General features: G+C 69.5%; 19 protein-coding genes. 12 read left to right on the top strand and 7 right to left on the bottom strand.

What is annotated here, in order from left to right:
- Positions 1–60: 60 nt before the first annotated feature.
- From rpmI to AC1DGE_RS14120, 3 genes are all read left to right on the top strand, one after another.
- On the top strand, positions 61–255 hold the full coding sequence (gene rpmI, locus AC1DGE_RS14130; protein ID WP_009358635.1) for a 50S ribosomal protein L35: 195 nt from the start codon (positions 61–63) through the stop codon (positions 253–255).
- Between the two features lie 119 nt (positions 256–374).
- On the top strand, positions 375–845 hold the full coding sequence (rplT, locus tag AC1DGE_RS14125) for a 50S ribosomal protein L20 (RefSeq protein WP_175323251.1): 471 nt from the start codon (positions 375–377) through the stop codon (positions 843–845).
- A 65-nt stretch (positions 846–910) separates the two neighbouring features.
- Positions 911–1,810, top strand: a complete 900-nt coding sequence (locus AC1DGE_RS14120) for a TrmH family RNA methyltransferase (RefSeq protein WP_441419415.1) — start codon at positions 911–913, stop codon at positions 1,808–1,810.
- 111 nt (positions 1,811–1,921) lie between these two features.
- Here the strand turns inward: AC1DGE_RS14120 and AC1DGE_RS14115 are convergent, their stop codons facing one another.
- Positions 1,922–2,188, bottom strand: a complete 267-nt coding sequence (locus AC1DGE_RS14115) for a GlsB/YeaQ/YmgE family stress response membrane protein (protein ID WP_441419416.1) — start codon at positions 2,186–2,188, stop codon at positions 1,922–1,924.
- Between the two features lie 230 nt (positions 2,189–2,418).
- Between AC1DGE_RS14115 and AC1DGE_RS14110 the strand changes: the two genes are divergently transcribed.
- Positions 2,419–3,339: a cation diffusion facilitator family transporter gene (locus AC1DGE_RS14110; RefSeq protein WP_441419417.1), complete on the top strand. Its 921-nt coding sequence runs from the start codon at positions 2,419–2,421 to the stop codon at positions 3,337–3,339.
- Positions 3,340–3,387: 48 nt separating this feature from the next.
- Here AC1DGE_RS14110 and AC1DGE_RS14105 read toward each other — a convergent pair whose 3' ends face one another.
- Positions 3,388–4,596, bottom strand: a complete 1,209-nt coding sequence (locus AC1DGE_RS14105; RefSeq protein ID WP_476893582.1) for an MFS transporter — start codon at positions 4,594–4,596, stop codon at positions 3,388–3,390.
- A gap of 186 nt (positions 4,597–4,782) precedes the next feature.
- Here AC1DGE_RS14105 and AC1DGE_RS14100 point away from each other — a divergent pair, with 186 nt between their 5' ends.
- From AC1DGE_RS14100 to AC1DGE_RS14085, 4 genes are read left to right on the top strand one after another with little or no spacing between them, the layout of a single operon-like run.
- The gene (locus tag AC1DGE_RS14100) at positions 4,783–5,226 is read left to right on the top strand and encodes a (deoxy)nucleoside triphosphate pyrophosphohydrolase (RefSeq protein ID WP_441419419.1); all 444 of its coding nucleotides are present in this window, start codon (positions 4,783–4,785) and stop codon (positions 5,224–5,226) included.
- Between the two features lie 42 nt (positions 5,227–5,268).
- Positions 5,269–6,426 (top strand): NAD(P) transhydrogenase subunit alpha, encoded by a 1,158-nt coding sequence (locus AC1DGE_RS14095; RefSeq protein ID WP_476893581.1) that lies wholly within the window; start codon positions 5,269–5,271, stop codon positions 6,424–6,426.
- The gene (locus AC1DGE_RS14090) at positions 6,426–6,776 is read left to right on the top strand and encodes an NAD(P) transhydrogenase subunit alpha part 2 (RefSeq protein ID WP_476909744.1); all 351 of its coding nucleotides are present in this window, start codon (positions 6,426–6,428) and stop codon (positions 6,774–6,776) included. Before AC1DGE_RS14095 ends, AC1DGE_RS14090 begins: the two co-directional genes overlap by 1 nt.
- Positions 6,773–8,146: an NAD(P)(+) transhydrogenase (Re/Si-specific) subunit beta gene (locus AC1DGE_RS14085; RefSeq protein ID WP_476893580.1), complete on the top strand. Its 1,374-nt coding sequence runs from the start codon at positions 6,773–6,775 to the stop codon at positions 8,144–8,146. Before AC1DGE_RS14090 ends, AC1DGE_RS14085 begins: the two co-directional genes overlap by 4 nt.
- Positions 8,147–8,210: 64 nt before the next feature.
- Here the strand turns inward: AC1DGE_RS14085 and AC1DGE_RS14080 are convergent, their stop codons facing one another.
- Positions 8,211–9,329 carry an Rv2578c family radical SAM protein gene (locus AC1DGE_RS14080; RefSeq protein ID WP_476893579.1) on the bottom strand — a complete coding sequence of 373 codons (1,119 nt, stop codon included), beginning with the start codon at positions 9,327–9,329 and terminating at the stop codon, positions 8,211–8,213.
- Positions 9,330–9,422: 93 nt separating this feature from the next.
- On the opposite strand from AC1DGE_RS14080, the gene pcp reads away from it, so the two are divergent.
- Entirely contained in the window at positions 9,423–10,064 is a 642-nt protein-coding gene (pcp, locus tag AC1DGE_RS14075) for a pyroglutamyl-peptidase I (RefSeq protein ID WP_476893578.1), read from the top strand.
- Positions 10,065–10,100: 36 nt separating this feature from the next.
- On the opposite strand, the gene AC1DGE_RS14070 is transcribed toward pcp, so the two are convergent.
- Together AC1DGE_RS14070 and AC1DGE_RS14065 are read right to left on the bottom strand one after the other, a co-directional pair.
- Positions 10,101–10,739, bottom strand: a complete 639-nt coding sequence (locus tag AC1DGE_RS14070) for an SIMPL domain-containing protein (protein WP_476917650.1) — start codon at positions 10,737–10,739, stop codon at positions 10,101–10,103.
- Positions 10,736–11,230 carry a hypothetical protein gene (locus AC1DGE_RS14065; protein WP_441419426.1) on the bottom strand — a complete coding sequence of 165 codons (495 nt, stop codon included), beginning with the start codon at positions 11,228–11,230 and terminating at the stop codon, positions 10,736–10,738. Before AC1DGE_RS14065 ends, AC1DGE_RS14070 begins: the two co-directional genes overlap by 4 nt.
- 202 nt (positions 11,231–11,432) lie before the next feature.
- Between AC1DGE_RS14065 and pheS the strand changes: the two genes are divergently transcribed.
- The 3 genes from pheS to AC1DGE_RS14050 are packed head-to-tail and all read left to right on the top strand — an operon-like array spanning position 11,433 to position 15,772.
- Positions 11,433–12,494: a phenylalanine--tRNA ligase subunit alpha gene (pheS, locus tag AC1DGE_RS14060; RefSeq protein WP_476893576.1), complete on the top strand. Its 1,062-nt coding sequence runs from the start codon at positions 11,433–11,435 to the stop codon at positions 12,492–12,494.
- Positions 12,495–12,496: 2 nt separating this feature from the next.
- Positions 12,497–15,040: a phenylalanine--tRNA ligase subunit beta gene (gene pheT, locus AC1DGE_RS14055; RefSeq protein ID WP_476893575.1), complete on the top strand. Its 2,544-nt coding sequence runs from the start codon at positions 12,497–12,499 to the stop codon at positions 15,038–15,040.
- Between the two features lie 54 nt (positions 15,041–15,094).
- Entirely contained in the window at positions 15,095–15,772 is a 678-nt protein-coding gene (locus tag AC1DGE_RS14050; protein WP_476893574.1) for a 4'-phosphopantetheinyl transferase family protein, read from the top strand.
- A gap of 28 nt (positions 15,773–15,800) precedes the next feature.
- Here the strand turns inward: AC1DGE_RS14050 and AC1DGE_RS14045 are convergent, their stop codons facing one another.
- Positions 15,801–17,177, bottom strand: a complete 1,377-nt coding sequence (locus AC1DGE_RS14045) for a M1 family metallopeptidase (protein WP_476893573.1) — start codon at positions 17,175–17,177, stop codon at positions 15,801–15,803.
- 66 nt (positions 17,178–17,243) lie between these two features.
- Entirely contained in the window at positions 17,244–21,176 is a 3,933-nt protein-coding gene (locus AC1DGE_RS14040) for a Pls/PosA family non-ribosomal peptide synthetase (RefSeq protein ID WP_476893621.1), read from the bottom strand.
- Between the last annotated feature and the right edge of the window lie 26 nt (positions 21,177–21,202).

Raw genomic sequence — 21,202 nt, 5'->3', positions numbered from 1 at the left:
GGGGTGGCTGCACGAAAGACTGCAGACCCCGTCTGCGGATACGTAAGGAGATCGGTTCCCATGCCGAAGATGAAGACCCACAGCGGTGCTAAGAAGCGCTTCAAGCTGACCGGTAGCGGCAAGCTGCGCCGCCAGCAGGCCAACCGCCGCCACTACCTCGAGCACAAGTCCTCCAGGCTGACCCGCCGCCTCGCCGGCGACAAGATCGTCTTCAAGGGCGACGCCAAGGTCATCCGGAAGATGCTCGGCATCTAAGTTCCAAGTTCTCGGATCGATTGCCACCTGGCAGCGGTCCACTACCAAAAAGGCTTCTCAGGCCAGCCGGGTTTTCCGGCAGTAGATGCTTGGGATCAGAATTCTGAAGGAGTACGCACGTGGCACGTGTGAAGAGGGCGGTCAACGCCCACAAGAAGCGCCGGGTTATCCTCGAACGCGCAAAGGGCTACCGTGGACAGCGTTCACGCCTGTACCGCAAGGCCAAAGAGCAGCTGCTGCACTCGTTTGTGTACAGCTACGGCGACCGCAAGAAGAAGAAGGGCGACTTCCGCCGCCTGTGGATCCAGCGCATCAACGCTGCTTCCCGCGCCAACGGCCTGACCTACAACCGTCTGATCCAGGGCCTCAAGGCCGCTGAGGTCGAGGTTGACCGCCGTATGCTGGCCGAGCTGGCCGTCTCCGACGCCAACGCCTTCGCCGCGCTGGTCAAGGTCGCCAAGGACTCGCTGCCTGCCGACACGTCCGCTCCGGCCGTCCAGGTCGAGGCTGCTGCGGCCCCGAAGGCTGCGAAGAAGCCTGCCGCGAAGAAGCCTGCTGCCAAGAAGGCTGACGCCGAGGCCGCAAAGTAGTTCCTCCCGCCGTCGAAAGACAGCGTCGTTCAAGAACTGCTCGCGAGAGCAACTAAGGTTCTTATATGAACGAAACCGGGCGCCCGCAAGACTTTCCACTTTCCAACCCTCGAGCCGATCGAGTGAGGAAGGTGGCACAGCTTGCCGGGCGCCCGGCCCGTTTAAAGCGCAGCGAGTTCCTGGCGGAGGGGCCGCAGGCCGTCCGGGAAGCCCTGGTCCTGCACCAGAAGAGGGTTGCCGCGGGGGAGCCCGGCATCGTCTACGAGGTCTACGCGAGTGAGGCCTGCCTGGACCGGCACCCGGACCTGGAGGCACTCGCGGAGGGCACCAGCGCGTACCTGGCCACCGACGAAGTGCTGGCCGCGATGGCGGACACGGTCACCCCGCAGGGCATCCTCGCGGTCTGCGGCTTCCTGGACGTCGGCCTCGATCAGGTGCTGGACGCGGACCCGCAACTGGTCGCGGTCCTGTGCCAGGTGCGCGACCCCGGCAACGCCGGAACCGTGCTCCGGGCCGCCGACGCCGCCGGGGCGGACGCCGTCATCCTGACTGCCTCCAGCGTTGATATCTACAACCCCAAAGCTGTGCGCTCTACGGCCGGATCCCTGTTCCACCTGCCCGTGGTGCTCGGCGCCGATGTCGAGGAACTGGTGGCACGCTGCAAGGAACGCGGCATCGGTGTCCTCGCGGCGGACGGCCAGGGCCAGCTGAATCTGGACCGGCTCCAGGACGAGAACGCGGCCCGGCGGCTCGGCGCGTCCGCGGCCGAATCAGAGTACGCCCTGGAACAGCCAACCGCCTGGCTGTTCGGCAACGAGGCCCAGGGGCTCTCCGAAGAGGAACTCGCCCTAGCAGACCACCGTGTCGCCGTGCCGGTCTACGGGGCGGCGGAAAGCCTCAACTTGGGCACCGCGGCAACGGTCTGCCTTTACGCCAGCGCCCGGTCGCAGCAGCGCACTGCTTAGCCGGCAACACCTTTAGAAGAACCAACGACGGCGGGGGCCCACCAATTGGTGAGCCCCCGCCGTCGTGCCTTCACCGCTGCGGCATTGCTGCCGGGCGGTGGCGTGAGAGATTTACGTGGTCCGGTTTCGCCCGGTGATGGCGCCGTAGATGCCTGCTACGACGAGGCCGCCGACTATAGCCAGGATCCAGGAACCCAGGTTCCAGAATTCCATCTTGCCGCCGCCGAACAGCAGGTCGCCGATCCAGCCGCCGACAACGGCCCCGACGACGCCGAGCACGAGGCTGGTGACCCAGCCGCCGCCGACCCTGCCAGGCATGATTGCCTTAACGATTGCACCTACAATGAGTCCGAGAATGATCCAGCCTAGAAAGCCCATGTCTCCTCCTACATATTCGTCGGCATTCACCTTAGGAATCCCGATTATGGCTTCAAGCTAACACAGGCGTGATCGCGTGTCAGCAACATCACACTCAATCGTTACGTACCGCAAACCGGCCCCGCCGCGGTGCGGTGGCGGGGCCTAAACGGGTACGGTGTTCCTTGCGGACACGGGCCCCAAGCGCCTTCCGCACGTTCCCCTGAAAAACCTCCAAAGGAGAAGCTCTCTTGGCTGCAAACGGCGGTACCAAGGCGATTGTCGCGGCGTTGGCCGCCAACCTGACGATCGCCGTCCTCAAGTTCGTCGCATTCATCCTGACGCTGTCCTCGTCGATGCTCGCGGAGGCCATCCACTCGCTCGCCGATTCAGGGAACCAGCTGCTCCTGCTGGTCGGCGGAAAGCGCGCCAAGAAGGAAGCGAGCCCTGAACACCCGTTCGGGTACGGCCGGGAACGGTACATCTACGCGTTCATCGTCTCGATCGTGCTCTTTTCCGTCGGCGGCCTGTTTGCGCTCTACGAGGCCTGGGGCAAGATCCAGCACCCGCACGGCATTGAAGGCGACTTCTGGTGGGTCCCTCTGGCCGTGCTGATCGGCGCCATCGTCGCCGAGTCCTTTTCGTTCCGGACCGCGATCCGGGAGTCCAACCCGCTGCGCGGCAACCAGAGCTGGGTCCACTTCATCCGCAACGCCAAACAGCCCGAGCTGCCCGTGATCCTGCTGGAGGACTTCGGCGCCCTGCTGGGCCTGGCCTTCGCCCTCTTCGGCGTGAGCATGACGCTGGTGACCGGCAACGGCATCTGGGACGCCCTCGGCACCGGGATGATCGGCCTGCTGCTGGTGGCGATCGCCGGGGTGCTGGCGGTGGAAACCAAGTCCCTGCTGCTGGGCGAGTCGGCGACCAAGGCCGACGTCGCAAAGATCCGCGGCGCCATCGAGTCCGACGGCACCAGCATCATCCACATCAAGACCATGCACCTCGGCCCCGAGGAACTGCTGGTGGCGGCCAAGATCGGCGTCGGCGCGGCCGACTCGGGCCGGGACATCGCGGCGGCCATCGACGCCACCGAGGTCCGGATCCGCGAAGCCGTGCCCACCGCACGGGTGATTTACCTGGAACCGGACGTGCAGCGCGTCAGCGCCAGCTAGTTCGCGCGTTCCACCCCGGGGCCGCTGGGCCGGTACCGCATCAATCGGCTACCGGACCAGCGGCTTCCTGCGTTCGACCGCACCGCTGAGGGCGGCGACGCCGAGGCCCAGGATGGCCAGCACCGCCCCCACGAGGGCCGGCGCCACGTAGCCCCAGCCCCACGCGATGACGAGACCGCCGAGGAAAGCGCCCAGGGCGTTCGCCACGTTGAGGGCCGCATGGTTCAGCGAGGACGCCAGCGACGGCGCGCCGGGGGAGGCATCGAGGAGCCGCGTCTGCAGCGCCGGGACGAGCATGGAACCGGCGGCCCCCACGACGAAGACCATCACGTAGGCGGACCAGGGCCAGTGCACGGCCACCGCGTAGACCACGAGCGCCACGGCAACGCCGGGCAGGACCCAGTAGATGGTGCCCATGACGGACTTGTCCGCAATCCGTCCGCCGACGATGTTTCCCACCACCATGCCCACGCCGTAAAGGGCGACGACGAGCGGCAGCCACTCCGAGGGAATGCCCGCCACTGAGGTCATGGTGTGCGCGATGTAGGTGTACGTGGCGAAGAAACCGCCGAAGCCGACCACGCCGATCAGGACGGCGAGCCAGACCTGCAGCCGCTTCAGCGCGCCGAGTTCACGGCGGATGCTCGCGTCGGCGTGGGGTTTCTGGAACGGCACGAACTTCCACAGCATGGCCATGGTGGCGATGCCGATCAGGCCGACCAGCAGGAAGAGCAGCCGCCAGCCAAAGTTCTGGCCCAGCCAGGTCCCGAACGGCACACCGATGACGTTGGAAACGGTGAGGCCCGCCATCACCATCGAGATGGCCCAGCCCCGTTTGGTCGGGGCGACCAGGGACGAGGCAATGACCGCGGCAACCCCGAAGAAGGCGCCGTGCGGCAGACCTGCGGCGAAGCGGGACACCAGCATGGTGCCGTAGTCCGGGGCGATGAAGGAACTGAGGTTCGCGAGGCTGAAGAACAGCATGAGCCCCAGCGCGAGGTACTTGCGCGGCAGTTTGGCTCCGACGGCGGCCAGCACCGGTGCGCCGACCACCACGCCCAGGGCATAGGCGGAGATCAGGTGCCCGGCCTCCGGGGTGCCGATGCCCAGGCCCTGTTCCACCTCCTGGAGCAGACCCATCATGGTGAACTCTGTGGTGCCGATGCCGAATCCGCCCATCGCAAGGGAAATGATGGCGAGGGCAAGGTGGCGGCTGCCGGTTTTCGGCGTCGCGGGGGCGTCTTTGGTGGTCGTCATTCATCTACTTTTCGGGAATGATCCCGGCTGGAGCCAGGAGAATGCGGCGCAGTGGTTCGGCGTGGAGTCTCTGAGCAGGGAATGCGGGGCGCAGGCTCCGGTATTCCAATATTCCAACGGCGTACGCCAGGTCTCCCATCATTGTCCCCCGGCAACCACGGCCGCGGCGCCCCTAGACTGGTGGACGTGACTGAACTCATCAACGTCGTCGGCGGCGCAGTAGTGGATTCCCTGGCCGACCCCCGGACCCTCCTGGTGGCGAGGCGGACCGCACCACCCCAGTTTGCCGGCATGTGGGAGTTCCCCGGCGGCAAGGTGGACCCGGGTGAGGCTCCGGAGCGTGCACTGCACCGTGAACTGCTGGAGGAACTCGGGGTGGAAGTCCGGCTGGGGCCGGAGCTGCCCGCTGAGGCACCGGCCGGCTGGCCGCTCAACGACCGGGCCGCGATGCGAGTCTGGTTCGCCGAGCTGGCGGCCGGCACGCCGCAGCCACTTCAGGACCATGACGAACTCCGCTGGGTGGCGCTGACGGACCCGCAGGAAGTCCTGGAGCTGCCCTGGATCCCGGCCGACCTGCCGATCGTGGAAGCACTCCTGGCGGCGGTCGCGGCGGAACCCTCGCCAAACTAGGCGCTGTGTGCCTACGCTGGGGCGAACCGAGAGGAGCTTGGCGTGCAGGTGGGGGTCAGACGGGAACAGCGTGCGGGGGAACGCCGGGTTGCGGCCACCCCTGAGACGGTGCGGCAGCTCACGGGCCTCGGCTTGTCGCTGCTGGTGGAATGCGGTGCCGGCGTCGAATCCGGCTACGGCGACGCCGACTATGAGGCGGCCGGGGCCAGCCTCACACCGGAGCTCCCGCTGGACGCCGTGGATGTCCTGTTGCACGTCCGCCCGCTCTCCCCGGAAACAGCCGGCGCGCTGCGGCCCGGCACCGTCACCATCGGTTTCGCCTCACCGGCTTCGGAACTTCCGGCCGTGGGCGCCCTCGCCGCCGCCGGCGTGACGTCCTTTGCCTTGGAACTCGTGCCCCGGATCTCCCGTGCCCAGTCTATGGACGCGCTCAGCTCCCAGTCCCTGGTCGCCGGCTACCGCGCCGTGCTGGAGGCGGCCCTGCGCTACCCGAGGTTCTTTCCGCTGTACATGACCGCCGCCGGGACCATCCCGCCGGCGCGGGTGCTGGTGCTCGGCGCCGGCGTCGCAGGCCTGCAGGCGATCGGCACCGCGAAACGGCTCGGCGCGCGGGTCTCGGCCAACGACATCCGCGCCGCCTCCGCCGACGAGGTCGCTTCGATGGGCGGCACCTTCATTAACCTGGAGCTCGATACCGGAGCTGCGAACGCGTCCGCTGAGGGCAGCGGCGGCTACGCCCGTGAACTCGCGGAGGACCGCGCGGCCCGGCAGCGTGCCTTGCTGGCGCCACACGTCGCCGCGGCGGATGTGCTGATTACGACGGCGGCGATTCCGGGCCGGGCCGCCCCGCTGCTCGTCACCGCCGACATGGTGGCCGGGATGCGGGCCGGATCGGTCGTCGTGGATCTTGCCGCCGAATCCGGCGGCAACGTCGAGGGAGTCATCGCCGGCCGGGACATTTTGGTTCCGGTCCCGGGCGGCGCCGTGACGCTGGTCGGGATGCAGGACGCGGCGTCTGCCGTAGCTTCCGACGCGTCCCGGCTGTACGCCAAGAACGTCGCCAACCTCCTGGCCCTGATGACCCTGGACGGCAAGGTGGTCCCGGACTTCGACGATGACGTCGTCGCCGGGGCCTGTCTGACCCACGACGGCGCCGTACGGCACGCCGGCACGGCGGCAGCGATGGAGGCCCACAACTAATGGATGCTGTCACGTTACTCACGGTGGTGGTGCTCGCCGTCTTCGTCGGCTTTGAAGTCGTCTCCAAAGTCACCAGCAAGCTGCATACCCCGCTGATGTCCGGCGCCAACGCCATCCACGGCATCATCCTGGTCGGCGCGGTCATCGTGGCAGGCCAGGCCGACGACCCCTGGCTGCTCGCCGTCGCCTTGCTCGCGGTGGTCCTCGCGACCGTCAACCTGGTGGGCGGTTTTGTCGTCACGGACCGGATGCTGGAGATGTTCGGCCCGCGGAAGGCCGCGCGTCCCGGTGCCACTACGGTATCCGGCCCGTCTGCCGGCGCCGGTGCGGCGCGGGAGGAGGGCAAATGAGCGTCCTCGCCCCGGGCTGGACCGCGCTGTTCTACCTCGTGGCGGCCGTCTGCTTCATTCTCGCCCTGAAGGGCCTCAGCTCGCCCCGGACCGCCCGTCGTGGCAACGCCATCGGCGCGGCCGGTGCTGCGGTGGCCGTGGTGACCGTGTTCCTCTCCGCGCGGCTGGAGAACATTCCGCTGATCCTGGCCGCCATCGCCGTCGGCACCGCACTGGCCGTACCGGTGGCCCGGCGGGTGCAGATGACCCAGATGCCGCAATTGGTGGCCCTGTTCAACGGGGTGGGCGGCGGCGCGGCGGCGCTGGTAGCGGTGCTGGAACTCGGCCACAGCGCCGACTCCTGGGTGCGGCTGGCCGTCGTGTTCACCATGCTGGTCGGCGCGGTGTCCTTCGCCGGTTCGGCCGTCACGGTCGGGAAACTGCAGGAGCTGATCAGCACCCGACCATTGCTCTTCCCGGGTATGCCTGCCGTAATGGTGCTCGTCCTGGCGGGCGCCCTGACCGCGGGTGGACTCGTTGTGCTGACGGGGTCGGCGGCCTGGGCCGGGGCGCTGCTGGTGCTGGGCCTGGCCGCGGGGCTACTGCTGGTGCTCCCGGTCGGCGGGGCCGACGTGCCGATCGTGATCTCGTTGCTGAACGCCTTCACCGGCCTCGCCGTCGCGGCGTCCGGGATCGTGCTCGGCAACGTGCTGCTGCTCGTCGCCGGGACACTTGTGGGCGCCAGCGGCACCATCCTGACCAAGGTGATGGCCTCGGCCATGGGGCGCGGGGTGGCCGGCATCATGTTTGGCGCCTTCCGGGGCGGATCCACAGCGGGTTCGACCGCCCTCAGCGACCGGCCGGTGCGCTCCTCCTCGGCCGAGGACGTCGCCGTCCAGCTCGGCTATGCCCAGCGCGTCGTGATCGTGCCGGGCTACGGCCTCGCCGTCGCCCAGGGCCAGCACACGGTAGCCGAGCTTGCCACCGCCCTCACCGCCAGGGGAGTCGACGTCGTCTTCGCCATCCACCCGGTCGCGGGCCGGATGCCCGGGCACATGAACGTGCTGCTGGCGGAGGCAAACGTGCCGTACGAGTCGCTCCGGGAACTCGAGGAGGTCAACCCGGAGTTCGCCAACGCGGACATCGCCCTGGTGGTGGGCGCGAACGACGTCGTCAACCCGGCCGCGAAGTCGTCCCCGGGGTCGCCGATCTACGGGATGCCGATCCTTGAGGTAGTCCAGGCGCAGCAGGTGGTGTTCCTGAAGCGCTCGATGCGGCCGGGCTTCGCCGGCATCGAGAACGAGCTCCTGCATGACCCCAAAACCACCCTGCTGTTCGGCGACGCCAAGGATTCGCTCTCCAAGGTCCTCGGAGCGGTCAAAATCCTCTAGGCGCCGGACTAGGCACCGGCGTCGGGAAGGCGCCCTGCCGGAGAACAGGAAGAGGACGCGCCGGTCAGAAGAGCGTGGGCTGCGCTGTTCCGGCGTTGACGCCGGCACTGTAGGCCGCCGCTCCCGGTCCGGGGATGCTGCCCGCCGGGTACTGGGCTTCCTCCTCCCGCGGATCATCGTTGAGGTCCCGGTGGCTGAACCCCGAGGATCCCAGGAAGCCGTGCCGGGACTTGAAATACCGGATGCGGCCCGCCAGCCACGCGCGGTATTCCTTGGAAGCGTAGGAACCGCTGCCATAGAGGCGGCGGTATTTTCCGGCGAGCTGGGGGTGCTCACGGGCGATCCACTGCATGAACCACTCCCGGGTGCCGGGCTTGAGGTAGAGCGCCCCTGCCGTGACGCCTGTGGCGCCAGCCGCTGCGAGCGAGCCGAAGAGCGAGTCCAACGCTTCGTCGGAGTCCGAGAGCCAGGGCAGGATGGGCATGGCCATCACGCCGCAGGGAAGCCCCGCGTCGCGCAGCCGGGAGACCAGCTTCAATCTGGCCCGCGGGCCCGGCGTTCCGGGTTCCACCGCCTCGGCGAGCCGCTCGTCGGTCATGGCCAGCGAGATCCCAACGCCCACCGGGACCTGGGCGGCGGCGTGCTTGAGCAGCGGGATGTCCCGGGCCAGCAGCGTGCCCTTGGTGAGGATGGACAGCGGAGTGCCGGAGTCGGCCAGGGCGCCGATGATGCCGGGCATCAGCTGGTAGCGGCCTTCGGCGCGCTGGTACGGGTCCGTGTTGGTGCCCAGGGCGACGTGGTGGCGCTGCCAGGAGGGCTTGGCGAGTTCCTTGCGCAGCACCTCGGCGGCGTTGATCTTGACTACTACCTGGCTGTCGAAGTCGAGGCCGGAGTCGAAGTCGAGGTAGGTGTGGCTCTTGCGGGCGAAGCAGTAGACGCAGGCGTGGCTGCAGCCGCGGTAGGGATTGACCGTCCACTCGAACGGCATGCGGGAACCGGCGGCCACCTTGTTGAGCACCGATTTGGCGGTGACCTCATGAAAAGTGACCCCGGCAAACTCAGGGGTGGAGACGGACCGCACGAGTCCGGCCAGCGGCAGCAGGGCCGGCGAGGCGGGCCCTGCGGCGGACCCTGCAGGGAGAGCTTCGCCGCTTGGCTTCAGTGCTTGCGCGTCCCATCTCATGGATACATTCGAATATATGTTCGATCTTAAGTCAAGGACCCGGGGCCAAAGAAACAGCGCCGGCACGGATCATAGCGTTGCTAGGCTGGGCGCATGATTCTCCTGACTGGCTTCGAACCGTTTGGCGGCGAAAGCACCAACCCGTCCTGGACCGCGGCGCGCGGTGCGGCGGCCCTGCTCGAAGCCGAAGGCCATGAGGTGACGGCGATCGAACTTCCCTGCGTCTTCGGGGAGGCCATCACGGTGCTGCACGCGGCCCTGTCGGAGCACCGCCCCGACCTCGTGGTCTGCGCAGGACAGGCCGGCGGCAAGGCACGCATTTCGCTGGAGCGGATCGCGATCAACTGCGATGACGCGCGAATCCCTGACAACGCGGGCAACGCCCCGGTCGACGAGCCTGTGGTGCCCGGCGCTCCAGCGGCCTACTTCAGCACGCTGCCGGTAAAGGCGGCGCTGGCGGCGCTGGGAGCGGCGGGCATTCCCGCCGAGGTGTCACAGACGGCCGGGACCTACGTCTGCAACCACGTCTTTTACGGCCTGATGCACGCCCTGCGGCTCACCCAGGGGGCGCGCGGCGGCTTTGTCCATGTACCGTACGGGCCGGACCAGGTCCCGCCGGGAAGCGGACTGGCCTCACTCCCGCAGGAGCAGATGGTGCAGGCGCTCGCCGTCGTCGTACGGACCGCGCTGGCGACGACGGCTGACCTCAAGCTCGCCGCGGGCGCCACCCACTAGCCCCGCCCCGCACGAAGTCCCGCCCGTCCGGCGAGCTCAGTCGAGCAGCTCCCAGACGACGTCGACAGTCGCCGTGACGCTCGAACCGCCCGCCTCGACGGTCAGCGGCTCGGATGCCGCCACGCGCTGCATCTTGGCCAGCGGGATGGGTGAGGCGGTCCCGGACTGCTGCGTTACCGAGAGTGTCCTGCCTAGCCGGGCGCCCGCCAGCGCGGCGAAGTGCTCGGCCGCGGTGCGGGCGTCGTTCCAGGCCGCCTCCCGGGCGCGCACCTCGACCGCCGACGGATCGGTAAAGCCGAGCTCCAGCCCGTTGAGGCGCACATCGTCCCCGCCTGCCGCGACCGCCGCGGCGATGAGCGCCGACGCGGCCGCCGGCTCGCGGAGCCGGACACTCAGCATGCTGGAGGCCAGGTAGCCGGAGACGAGCTGCCCGCGGCCCTCCTGCCAGCTGACCTCGGCCCGGACGTTCAGCCCCGACGTCGTGATGTCCGCGTCCGGCACGCCGTGCCTCCTGAGCACGGCCGTGATCGCGGACGAGGCGAGGGCGGCGTCGCTATACGCCGCCTCCACGCCGGGCCGGCGGCATTCGACGCCGATGCCGAGGGTCAGCAGGTCCGGCGCGGCTTCCGCGGTGCCGGATCCGGTGACCGCAATGGATCGGGGAGTTTCCGTCATGTCATGCCTCGTTCCGCTCGGGGGGCCTTGCTGGCCGGTTTTCCTGGGGCGCCTTTTCCTGGGGGCCGTCGTCGGGAAGCGCTTGGGGACGGCAGGAGGGGGTAACCGCCGGCGCGGAGCCCGGCGTGCCGTTCAAAGGGGTTGGCCGATCCGGGATTGCCCGTCCGCCACAGGGACCAGGCAGCGGACAGGAAGTACAGCGGCAGGAACGGCATGCCCAGGCACCAGGCGTACTGGGTGCTGTGGCGTTCCTCGTGTCCCAGCAGCACCGGGTTGCCCAGGGCTTCGGCGGGACCGGCCCGGAACAGCACCACGTTGCCCACGGTGAACGCCGCCGCGAACGGCAGCCGCCAGCGGTAGCCGGTGGCGAGGATCAGGCCGCGGGGGCCGCGACGGACCCTGGTTCGGGCGCAGGCTGCCAGCAGCAACCCCAGCGGGGTAGATGCATTCAACAGATTGGCAAGCTGCCGCAGCCGCTGTCCGGAGGTCATGAGGCCATGGTAGCGGGGGAGCCGTGCTGCCCGGCGGTCCCTGTCCGTCACGTTCGGGCGCCCGGACGCGTTCAACTAGACTGGACGGGAGCGCCCGCCGGGAAGTTCCGGTGAGCCCTGACCTTTGTCAATGCACCGGTCCCTGCACCCGTTGAGGCCCTGCGTGCGTTGGCATCACCCGACTCGTAGCTAAGAACAGTAGATGACTGAAACTTTGCCGGGCGCCCCCGTCCCGAACCCTCTGGATGAAGCCGCCATCACCGCCGCCGTAGACCAGGCCGTCGCCGCCATTGCCGCCGCCTCGACGCTCGATGAGCTCAAGGCCGTGCGCCTCGCCCACACCGGGGAGAAATCCGCGCTGAGCCTGGCCAACCGTGAGATTGGCGCCCTGCCCAAGGACCAGAAGGCCGCCGCCGGCAAGCTTATGGGAGCCTCCCGCGGACGCGTCAACAAGGCGCTCGCGGACCGCACGGTCGAACTTGAGGCGGAGAACGACGCCCGCATTCTGGTCGAGGAAACCGTGGACGTCACGGCTGCTCCGCGCCGCCGTCGCGCCGGTGCCCGCCACCCGCTGTCCACGCTGCAGGACCGCGTGGCGGACATCTTCGTCGGGATGGGCTGGGAGATCGCCGAGGGCCCCGAGGTCGAGTCGGAGTGGTTCAACTTCGATGCGCTGAACTTCAAGCCGGACCACCCGGCCCGCGAAATGCAGGACACCTTCTTCGTGGAGCCGCCCGAGGCCCACCTGCTGATGCGCACCCACACCTCCCCGGTGCAGGTCCGCTCCATGCTGGAACGCGAGGTGCCGATCTACGTGCTGTGCCCGGGCAAGGTCTTCCGCACCGACGAACTCGACGCCACGCACACCCCGGTCTTCCACCAGTTCGAGGGCCTCGCGATCGACAAGAGCCTGTCCATGGCGGACCTGCGCGGGACCCTGGAGCACTTCGCCCGCCAGATGTTTGGCGACGAGGCCCAGATCCGGTTGCGCCCCAACTACTTCCCGTTCACCGAGCCGTCCGCGGAGCTGGACATCTGGCACCCCGGGGCCAAGGGCGGCCCGCGCTGGATCGAGTGGGGCGGCTGCGGCATGGTCAACCCCAACGTGCTGCGCGCCGCCGGTATCGATCCGGACGTCTATTCAGGTTTTGCCTTCGGCATGGGCATCGAACGCACCCTCATGTTCCGCAATGAGGTCGGCGACATGCGCGACATGATCGAAGGCGATGTACGTTTCAGCGAGCACTTCGGGATGGAGATCTAACAGTGCGTATCCCACTTTCCTGGCTGCGTGAATTCGCAGCGGTACCGGCCGGAGCGACGGCCGAAGACGTGATGGCCGATCTGGTCAAGGTCGGTTTTGAAGAGGAAGCGGTCCACCGCCCCACCGATGCGCTCCAGGGCCCCATCGTGGTGGGCCAGGTCCTGAGCCTGGTCAAGGAGCCGCAGTCCAACGGCAAGACCATCAACTGGTGCCAGGTCCGTGTGGTCCCCGAAGGCCAGGAGCAGACGCTCACCGGCGACGGCATCGACCCCTCCGGCGTGCAGGGCATCATCTGCGGCGCCCACAACTTTGTGGAAGGCGACAAGGTGGTGGTCACGCTTCCGGGCGCTGTCCTGCCCGGCGACTTCCGGATCTCCGCCCGCAAGACCTACGGGCACCTTTCCGCCGGCATGATCGCCTCGGTCCGCGAACTCGGCATCGGCGAGGACCACGACGGCATCCTGGTGCTGTCCCGGATCGGCCTGGACCCGGAACTGGGTACCGACGCCATGGAACTGCTCGGCCTCTACGACCAGGCCGCGGAAATCAACGTCACCCCGGACCGGGGCTATGCCTTCTCGATCCGCGGCGTGGCCCGGGAATACGCGCACGCCACCGGCACGCCCTTCACCGACCCCGCGTCCAAGGTGCAGGCCCCCGCCGCCCTGGCCGGCGGCTACCCGGTCAAGCTCAACGACGACGCACCGATCTACGGCAAGCCCGGCTGCGACCGCTTCGTGGCCCGCACCGTGCACGGTGTGGACGCCACCCGGCCCACCCCGCCCTGGATGTCCGCCCGGCTCCGCCTCGCCGGCATCCGCTCCATCTCGCTGCCGGTGGACATCTCCAACTACGTCATGCTGGAGCTCGGCCAGCCGCTGCACTTCTACGACCAGGACAAGCTTTCCGGCGAGATCGTGGTCCGCCGCGCCGTCTCCGGCGAGAAGCTCAAGACCCTGGACGGCAAGGACCGCGCGCTCGACGCCGAAGACCTCCTGATCACGGACGGCTCCGGCCCGATCGGCGTCGCCGGTGTGATGGGTGGCGCCGCCACCGAAGTCAGCGACGCGACGTCGACCATCCTGATCGAAGCGGCGCACTTTGAGGAAGTCTCGATTGCCCGTTCGCGCCGCCGCCACAAGCTGCCCTCCGAGGCGTCCAAGCGCTTCGAACGCGGCGTGGACTGGCACGTTGCCCACGTGGCCGCCCAGCGGGCCGTCGACCTCCTCGTTGAACTCGCCGGAGGCACCGATGCGGCCGAGGGCACCGACGTTGGCACCGCGCCCGCTCCGGTTACCGTGCAGTTGCCGGCGGCGTTCGCCGCCGAGCGGATCGGCATCGACTTCACCGAGGAACAGATCCTGACCTCGCTCCAGGACCTCGGCGCCGTCGTCGAAAAGACCGGCACCGGCTACAGCGCCACGGCCCCGAGCTGGCGCAACGACCTGGAAACGAAGGAAGACCTTTCCGAGGAAATCGCCCGGCTGGTCGGCTATGACAAGATCCCCGCGACCCTCCCGGTGGCGCCCCCGGGACGCGGCCTTACTCGAGTCCAGCAGCAGCGCCGCCGGCTCGTGCAGGCCCTGGCCGACGCCGGCCTCACCGAGGTGATGGCGTACCCGTTCGTCTCCAAGGCGGCCAACGACACCTTCGGGGTTCCCGTGGCCGGCGCGGAGCGCAAGGCGCTCAAGCTGGCCAACCCGATCAGCGAAGAGCAGGGCTACCTGCGGACCTCCATCCTGCCGGGCCTGATCGAGGTCGCCAAGCGCAACCACTCCCGCGGCTTCCGCGACCTCGCGCTCTTCGAGTCCGGGCTGGTCTTCCTGCCCGGCGACACGCTGGGCACCGCCTCGATTCCGCCGCTGGGTGCCAAGCCCTCCGACGAGGTGCTGGACGGTCTGTACGACGGCGTCCCGGACCAGCCGCTGCATCTCGGCGCCGTGCTGACCGGCCACGATTCCCCGGCTGCGCCGGCACACACGCCCCGCGCCTGGGACTGGGCCGACGCGCTGGACATCGCCCGGCTCGCCGGCGATGTGCTCGGCGTCGAACTCGTTGTCAGCAAGGGCCAGCACCAGGCGTTCCACCCTGGCCGTGCCGCGCAGCTGGCGCTGCGCAGCGGCGAGGTCGTGGGCTACGCCGGCGAACTCCACCCGAAACTGCTCGCAGCGCACGACATGCCGGCCCGCTCGGTGGCGCTGGAGCTGGACGCCGAGGCGCTCTTCGAAGCCGCCGCCGACGTGATCGTCGCCCGGCACATCTCCAGCTACCCCGTGGCGACCCAGGACGTCGCCCTCGTGGTCGCGGCCGACGTTGCGGCGGACGAGGTGCTGGCCGCCCTGCGCGAGGGCGCGGGAGAGCTGCTCGAGGAGGTGTCCCTGTTCGACGTCTACGCCGGCAAGGGCATCGAGGAGGGTAAGAAGTCGCTCGCCTTCAACCTGCGCTTCCGGGCCGACGACCGGACGCTGACCGCGGACGAGGCCTCGGCTGCCCGCGACAGCGCGGTCGCTGCCGCCCACGAGCGTTTCGGCGCCGTGCAGCGCTAGCGGCCCGGAGGGGAGCCCCTGGCGGGAGAGCCTGAAATATAGGAGGGCGGGACCATGGCATCGCAGCTGATTGTGCGGTCGGTCCCGCCCTTTGGCGTACCTGGCGCACCCGGGTTACCGGACGCCGCCGCCCGCGAACAGCTGGACGACGTCGAGCTCGGGCGCGCCCTGGGCCTGGAGCCCGGTCCGCGGGCGGCGTTCCTGGCCGGCCGGCTGGCTCAGCGGCAGCTTGCCGCCGAACTGCTGGACGTGCCGCCGTCGGAGCTCACAGCCGCCTACGACTGTCCGCAGTGCGGTCCCGGAAGCCCGCACGGCAGGCCCGGCTACACCCTGGCCGGCGCGCCGGCTCCGCTTCTGCTCAGCCTGTCCCGCAGCGCGGGCTGGGTCCTGCTGGCCGCCGTGCTGGATCCTGACGCGGGGCTGCGCCTTGGCGTCGACGTGCAGGACCCGGCGGGTGCTGATTTTGACGGCTTCGATCAGGTGGCGCTGGGCCCGGCAGAACGCCAGAGCCTTCGCGGCCTCTCCGGCGCGGAGCTGTTGCACGGACGTGCCCGGCTCTGGGCACGCAAGGAGGCCTGGCTCAAGCTGTGCGGCACCGGGTTGCGGACCGCGCCCGAGACCGTGGAGGTGCTGCACCAGCCCGGCATCCGGGACCTGCCACCCGATGAATCCGGACTGCCCGCGCAGTTCGCTGCCGCCGTCGCCCTTTCCGCGCTCCCGGCCCGGGATTAGCGCGGTCCCGGGGTCAGCTTTCAGGCGGTCAGCTGGCCGGAAGGGGCGGCAGCGCCTCTTGATAAAGCCAGGGGTGCAGCACAGCCTCGGCGTCCATCCCGGTGACGCGGTCCGCCGCCACGATGAAATCCTCGGTGGTGACGGAGCCGTGCCGGTGGCTGCCGGTCCACTCGTGCAGGAGCGCGAAGAAGGCAAGATCGCCGCAGTGGAGGCGGACCGCGTGCAGTGCGAGGGCGCCGCGCTTGTAGACGCGGTCATCGAACATCAATTCCGGCCCCGGGTCACCGACCAGCAGGTCCTGGCCCTCGCGGTTGAGCATCCGCCAGGCCGCCCGGGCGCGGTCGGCCACACTCATGATCCCGGCCTCCTCGGACCAGATCCACTCGGCGTAGCAGGCGAAGCCTTCGTGCAGCCAAATGTCCTTCCACGACGCTGCCGTCAGCGAATTCCCGAACCATTGGTGGGAGAGCTCGTGCGCGATCAGCCGCTGGGATTCCCAGTCCGGCGTCAGGTGGTTGCGCCCGAAAATGGACAGGGACTGGGCCTCCAGCGGGATCTCCAGGACGTCCTCGGTCACCACAACGGTGTAGTCGGCGAACGGATAGGGACCGAAGCGGCTGGTGAAGGTACGCATCATCTGCGGCTGGCGGGCGAGCCCGGCGCGGGCCTCGGCCGACAGTTCGGCTGGCACCGCGGCGGTCTGGGCGACGTCGCCGGCCGTCCGGTCCGGGTTCAGCGGCAGCAGTTCGTACCGGCCGATCTGGACTGTGGCGAGGTAGCTGGCCATGGGTTCGGACTGCTCGTAGACCCAGGTTTCGCGGCTGGAACGGGCCTGGTGCGAGACCAGTACCCCGTTGCAGACGGCCCGGTAGTTGGCGTCGGTGGTGACCGCGATGCGGTAGCTGGCCTTGTCCCGCGGATGGTCGTTGCAGGGAAACCACGACGCCGCGCCGTTGGGCTGCCCGGCGACCAGGACGCCGTCGCTCAGTTCCTCCCAGCCCACCTCTCCCCAGAGCCCGCGGCGGGGCGCCGGGTTGCCCTCATAGCGGATGTCCAGGGTGAATTCGTCACCGGGCAGCAGCGCCGTGTCCGGCACCACGACCAGCCGCTCAGCCCGCTGGTTGAACTTGCGCACCTTCCGGCCGGGCATCAGCACCTTCGTGGCGCGGAGCCCGGTCAGGTCCAGGACAATCGCGGAGCTCTGGCGCCGGGCGACGGCGTGCAGCGTCGCCCGGCCGCCCAGATGGTTGCTGCTGATGCGGTAGTCGAGCTCCAGTTCGTAGCGCGTGACGCGGTAGACGTCGGTGCCATGGCCCGGCATGTACGGATCCGGAGCGGCTGCGGGCGTTGCGGGCGGCAATTCAGCGGGGAATTCCTCGGCAGCGGCTGAGGCGATGGGACTCATGGCACGGCTTTCGGTCGTTGCGGTGGACGGGAGGCGTCTTCCGGGCGGGGAACTACCCGGGCGGGGCTACTTGGGCTTGGGCGCCGGAACATCCGGGCCGACCCACGGGCTGACCGGATTTCCCATCCAGTATGTGGCGGCCGGGACCGTTTCCCCCCGCATCACGAGTGATGCAGGGCCCACCGTCCCGCCGTTGCCGATCCGGGCCCGCGGCAGGATGACTCCGTGCGGACCCATCGTGGCCCCGTCTTCGAGCGTAACAGTGTCGATGCTCATGACCCTGTCGTGGAAGAGATGGGTTTGGACCACGCAGCCGCGGTTGACCGTGGCGCTGCGGCCCAGGGTGACGAGGTCCGCCTCCGGCAGCCAGTAGCTCTCGCACCAGGTGCCAGCCCCGATCTTGGCGCCCAGGGCGCGCAACCACCAGACGAGGGCCGGGGTGCCGGATGCCGCGCGCGCGAACCATGGGGCGCTGACCATCTCGATGAAGGTGTCCACCACTTCGTTCCGCCAGATGAACGAACTCCAGAGCGGGTGCTCACCGGGGCGGATGCGTCCCACCAGGAGCCACTTCGCGACGACGGCGCTGCCGGCAGCGGCCGCGCCGGCCAGCAGGACCACGACGCCGCCCAGGAGGGCGGCTACGGCGTAGTTGAAGGTGCCGGCCAGCCAGTCCAGGGCCACGAGCACGGCCGCGGCGACGGCGACCGTGAGGACCACCGGGACAAAGCGGCAGAGCTCCCACAGGGCGCGGGCCAGTTTGAGCCGCAGGGGCGGCTGGAAGGTGCGGGTGTCATCGGAGGCGATGGCGGTCCTGCGCAGCCGCACCGGCGGGCTGCCCAGCCAGGAGGTCCCTGATTTCGCCTTCGCGGGGGTCGCGGAGAGGACCGCCACGAGGGAGTTCTTGGGCACGCTGCGCCCTGCGGCGGTCATGCCTGAGTTGCCGAGGAAGGAGCGTTTGCCCACCTTTGCCGGCGCGATCCTCATCCAGCCGCCGCCGAGCTCGTAGGACGCGATCAGGGTGTCGTCGGCCAGGAAGGCACCCTCGCCCACTGTCGTCATTTTCGGGATCAGCAGAACCGTGGAGGCCTCCACGTTCCGGCCGACCCTGGCGCCGAGCAGGCGGAGCCAGGCCGGCGTGAAGAGGCTGGCGTAGACCGGGAAGAGCAGGTCGCGGGCCAGGTCGAGGACCCGTTCCGTCGCCCACACCTGCCAGCCGATCCGGCTGCGCACCCGGTAGTAGCCGGGGCGCAGCCCGGCGCCGAGCAGGCGCGTGGTCGCGAGAACCAGGACCAGGTTGGCGCCGAACCACGCGAGCGCGGCCGGCGGGAGTGAGACGGCCAGCTGCGGCAGGGCCGCGGCCAGCGAGTCGCGGCCCTGGATGAAGAGGAACATCACCAGTCCGGCCGCAGCGGCGGACAGGTAGGGGATCAGGGCCAGGAGAGCCGAGGCGGAGGCGAAACCGGCAAACCAGAGCCGGCCGATCAGATGGTGCTCCGGTGGCGTCGCGGGCCAGCCCTGTTTGGCTTTGCCCCGGCGTTCTGCCGGGGAGCCGGCCACCAAATGGCCGGCCTTGACCCGGCCAAGGACGGCCGAACCCGCCTCCACCTGCGCCCCGGCGCCGATGCTGGCACCCGGCATGAGCGTGCTGCGGGCGCCGACGACGGCACCGGCGCCAATCCGGATCGCGCCGATGTGGACGGAGTCGCCGTCGATCCACCAGCCGGAAAGATCGACTTCGGGTTCGATGTTGCAGCCGTTGCCGAGCGTGAGCAGCCCGGTCACCGGCGGCAGCGAATGGAGCTGGACGTTGTTGCCTATCGTGGCGCCCAGAGCCCGGGCGTAGTAGGGCACCCACGGGGCGCTGGCGAGGCTGACGGCCCCGGCCAGGTCCTGGATTTGTTCGGCCAGCCACAGGCGCAAATGCACTCGGCCGGACCGAGGGTAGCTTCCGGGGGAGACATTGCGCAGCAGGAGCCGGGCCGCGGCCACCGAAATAGCCATCCGCCCGGCCGGGCTGACGAACACCAGCCAGGAGGCTCCCACCCACCACCAGGACAGGGTCGGCGCCGCGGTGAACCCGGCGAGGGACGCGAGCAAATTGTTCGCCACCATCAGGTAAGTCAGCCAGCGCATCCCGACGAGGATGTGCAGCGGAACACCCAGCAGCGTCTGGACCCACTGGGCGCGGCGGGACGTGGGACGGACCGAACGCTGGCCGGCCGCCGGGGCCCCGCCTTCCGGGAGGGACTGGCGTGCGGTGTCGATCAGGGCGCCGATCCGGGGCGTGGCGTAGATATCCGCCACCGTGATCGTCGGGTAGCGGACCCGCAGCGCGGAGACCAGCTGGGCCGCGGCCAGCGAGCCGCCGCCGAAGGCAAAGAAATCGGCATCGAGGTCCGAAACGGTCCCGCCCAGGACAGCGCTCCACTGCTCGACGATCCAGCGGGCGTCCTGCGGGAGGTCCATGGGCGCCGGCGCAGTATCCGCCGCCCCCGGGCCGGTCAGCGGCCACGGCAGTGCTTGCCGGTCCACCTTGCCGCTGGTCTTGGTCGGTAAGGCGTCCACGACGGTGAGCAACGGGATCAGCGGGGCGGGCAGGGTGGACGCGAGCAGCAGCCGGGCGGCTGCCAGGTCCAGTTCCCTGCCGTCGGCCGGTGAGAGGTAGCCGACCAGCACCTGGTTCCCGGCCGCCGTCGTCCGCACCGCTGCCGCCGCCCCGGCGACGTCGGGCAGCGACTGGAGGGCGGCGTCGATTTCGCCGAGCTCGATCCGGCGCCCACCCAGTTTGACCTGTTCGTCCGCGCGGCCGACGAAGAGCAGTCCCGCCCGCTCGTAGCGGACCAGATCGCCGGAGCGGTAGGCGCGCGACCAGCCCAGCGCCGGCAGGGGAGCATACTTCTCCGCGTCCTTGGCCGGATCGAGATAGCGGGCTAGCCCGACTCCGCCGATGATCAGCTCACCGATTCCGCCCTCGAAGACCGGCACCCCGTCGGAGTCGACGACAGCGAGGTCCCAGCCGTCGAGCGGTAGCCCGATCCGGACCGGTCCCGGGCCGCCCAGCGGCGCGGCGCAGGCGACGACGGTGGCCTCGGTGGGTCCGTAGGTGTTCCAGACTTCGCGTCCGTCCACGGCCAGCCGCTCGGCGAGTTCGGGCGGGCAGGCTTCGCCGCCGAAGATCAGCAGTCGGACGCTTTCGAGCGACTCCACCGGCCACAGCGCCGCGAGAGTGGGCACCGTGGAGACCACCGTGATGCCGTGGTTGATGAGCCAGGGGCCCAGGTCCATGCCGGTCCGGACCAGGGCGCGCGGCGCCGGGACCAGGCACGCACCGTGCCGCCAGGCGAGCCACATTTCCTCGCAGGAAGCATCGAAGGCCACCGAAAGCCCGGCCAGCACCCGGTCCTGGGGCCCGATCGGTTCGGCCTGGAGGAAGATCCGAGCCTCGGCGTCGGCGAAGGCGGCAGCCGAACGGTGCCGGACGGCGACGCCTTTGGGCGTGCCGGTGGATCCGGAGGTGAAGATGACCCAGGCATCGTCGCCTGGGACCGGCTCCCTGGCGGCCGGGAAGGGCCGGGGACGGCCGGAGTCCGTGACGATCGTCCCGCCGGCACGCAGCACGCCGGCAACGCCGGCCTCGCCGAACACCAGCGAGGCCCGCTCCTCGGGGTCGTCGGCGTCCACCGGAACGTAGGCGGCCCCGACGAACAACACCGCCAGGATGGAGATGTAAAGCTCGTTGGTGCCCGAGGGGATCCGGACGCCGATCTTGTCGCGCGCGCCCAGCCCGGCCAGGTGCAGCTTCCTCGCGGTGGCCCGGACCTCGTCCATCAGCTGGGCATAGCTTAGGGAGCGTCGGCCGTCGTCGAGCGCGGAGGCGTCCGGAAAGCGGTCGGCGGTCTCCCGCAGGACGTCGACCAGGGTCCGCTCCGGCGGCGCCGCGAAGGCGCCCGGCAGCTGCGGCTGATAGGCGGCGCCGGCCGGGCGGCCGCCGCCCAAGGGAACGCCGACGGCCGGCGTTTGCT

The sequence above is a fragment of the Arthrobacter sp. 05N425 genome (assembly GCF_056397125.1).
This window is presented reverse-complemented; position numbering and strand designations above follow the sequence as displayed.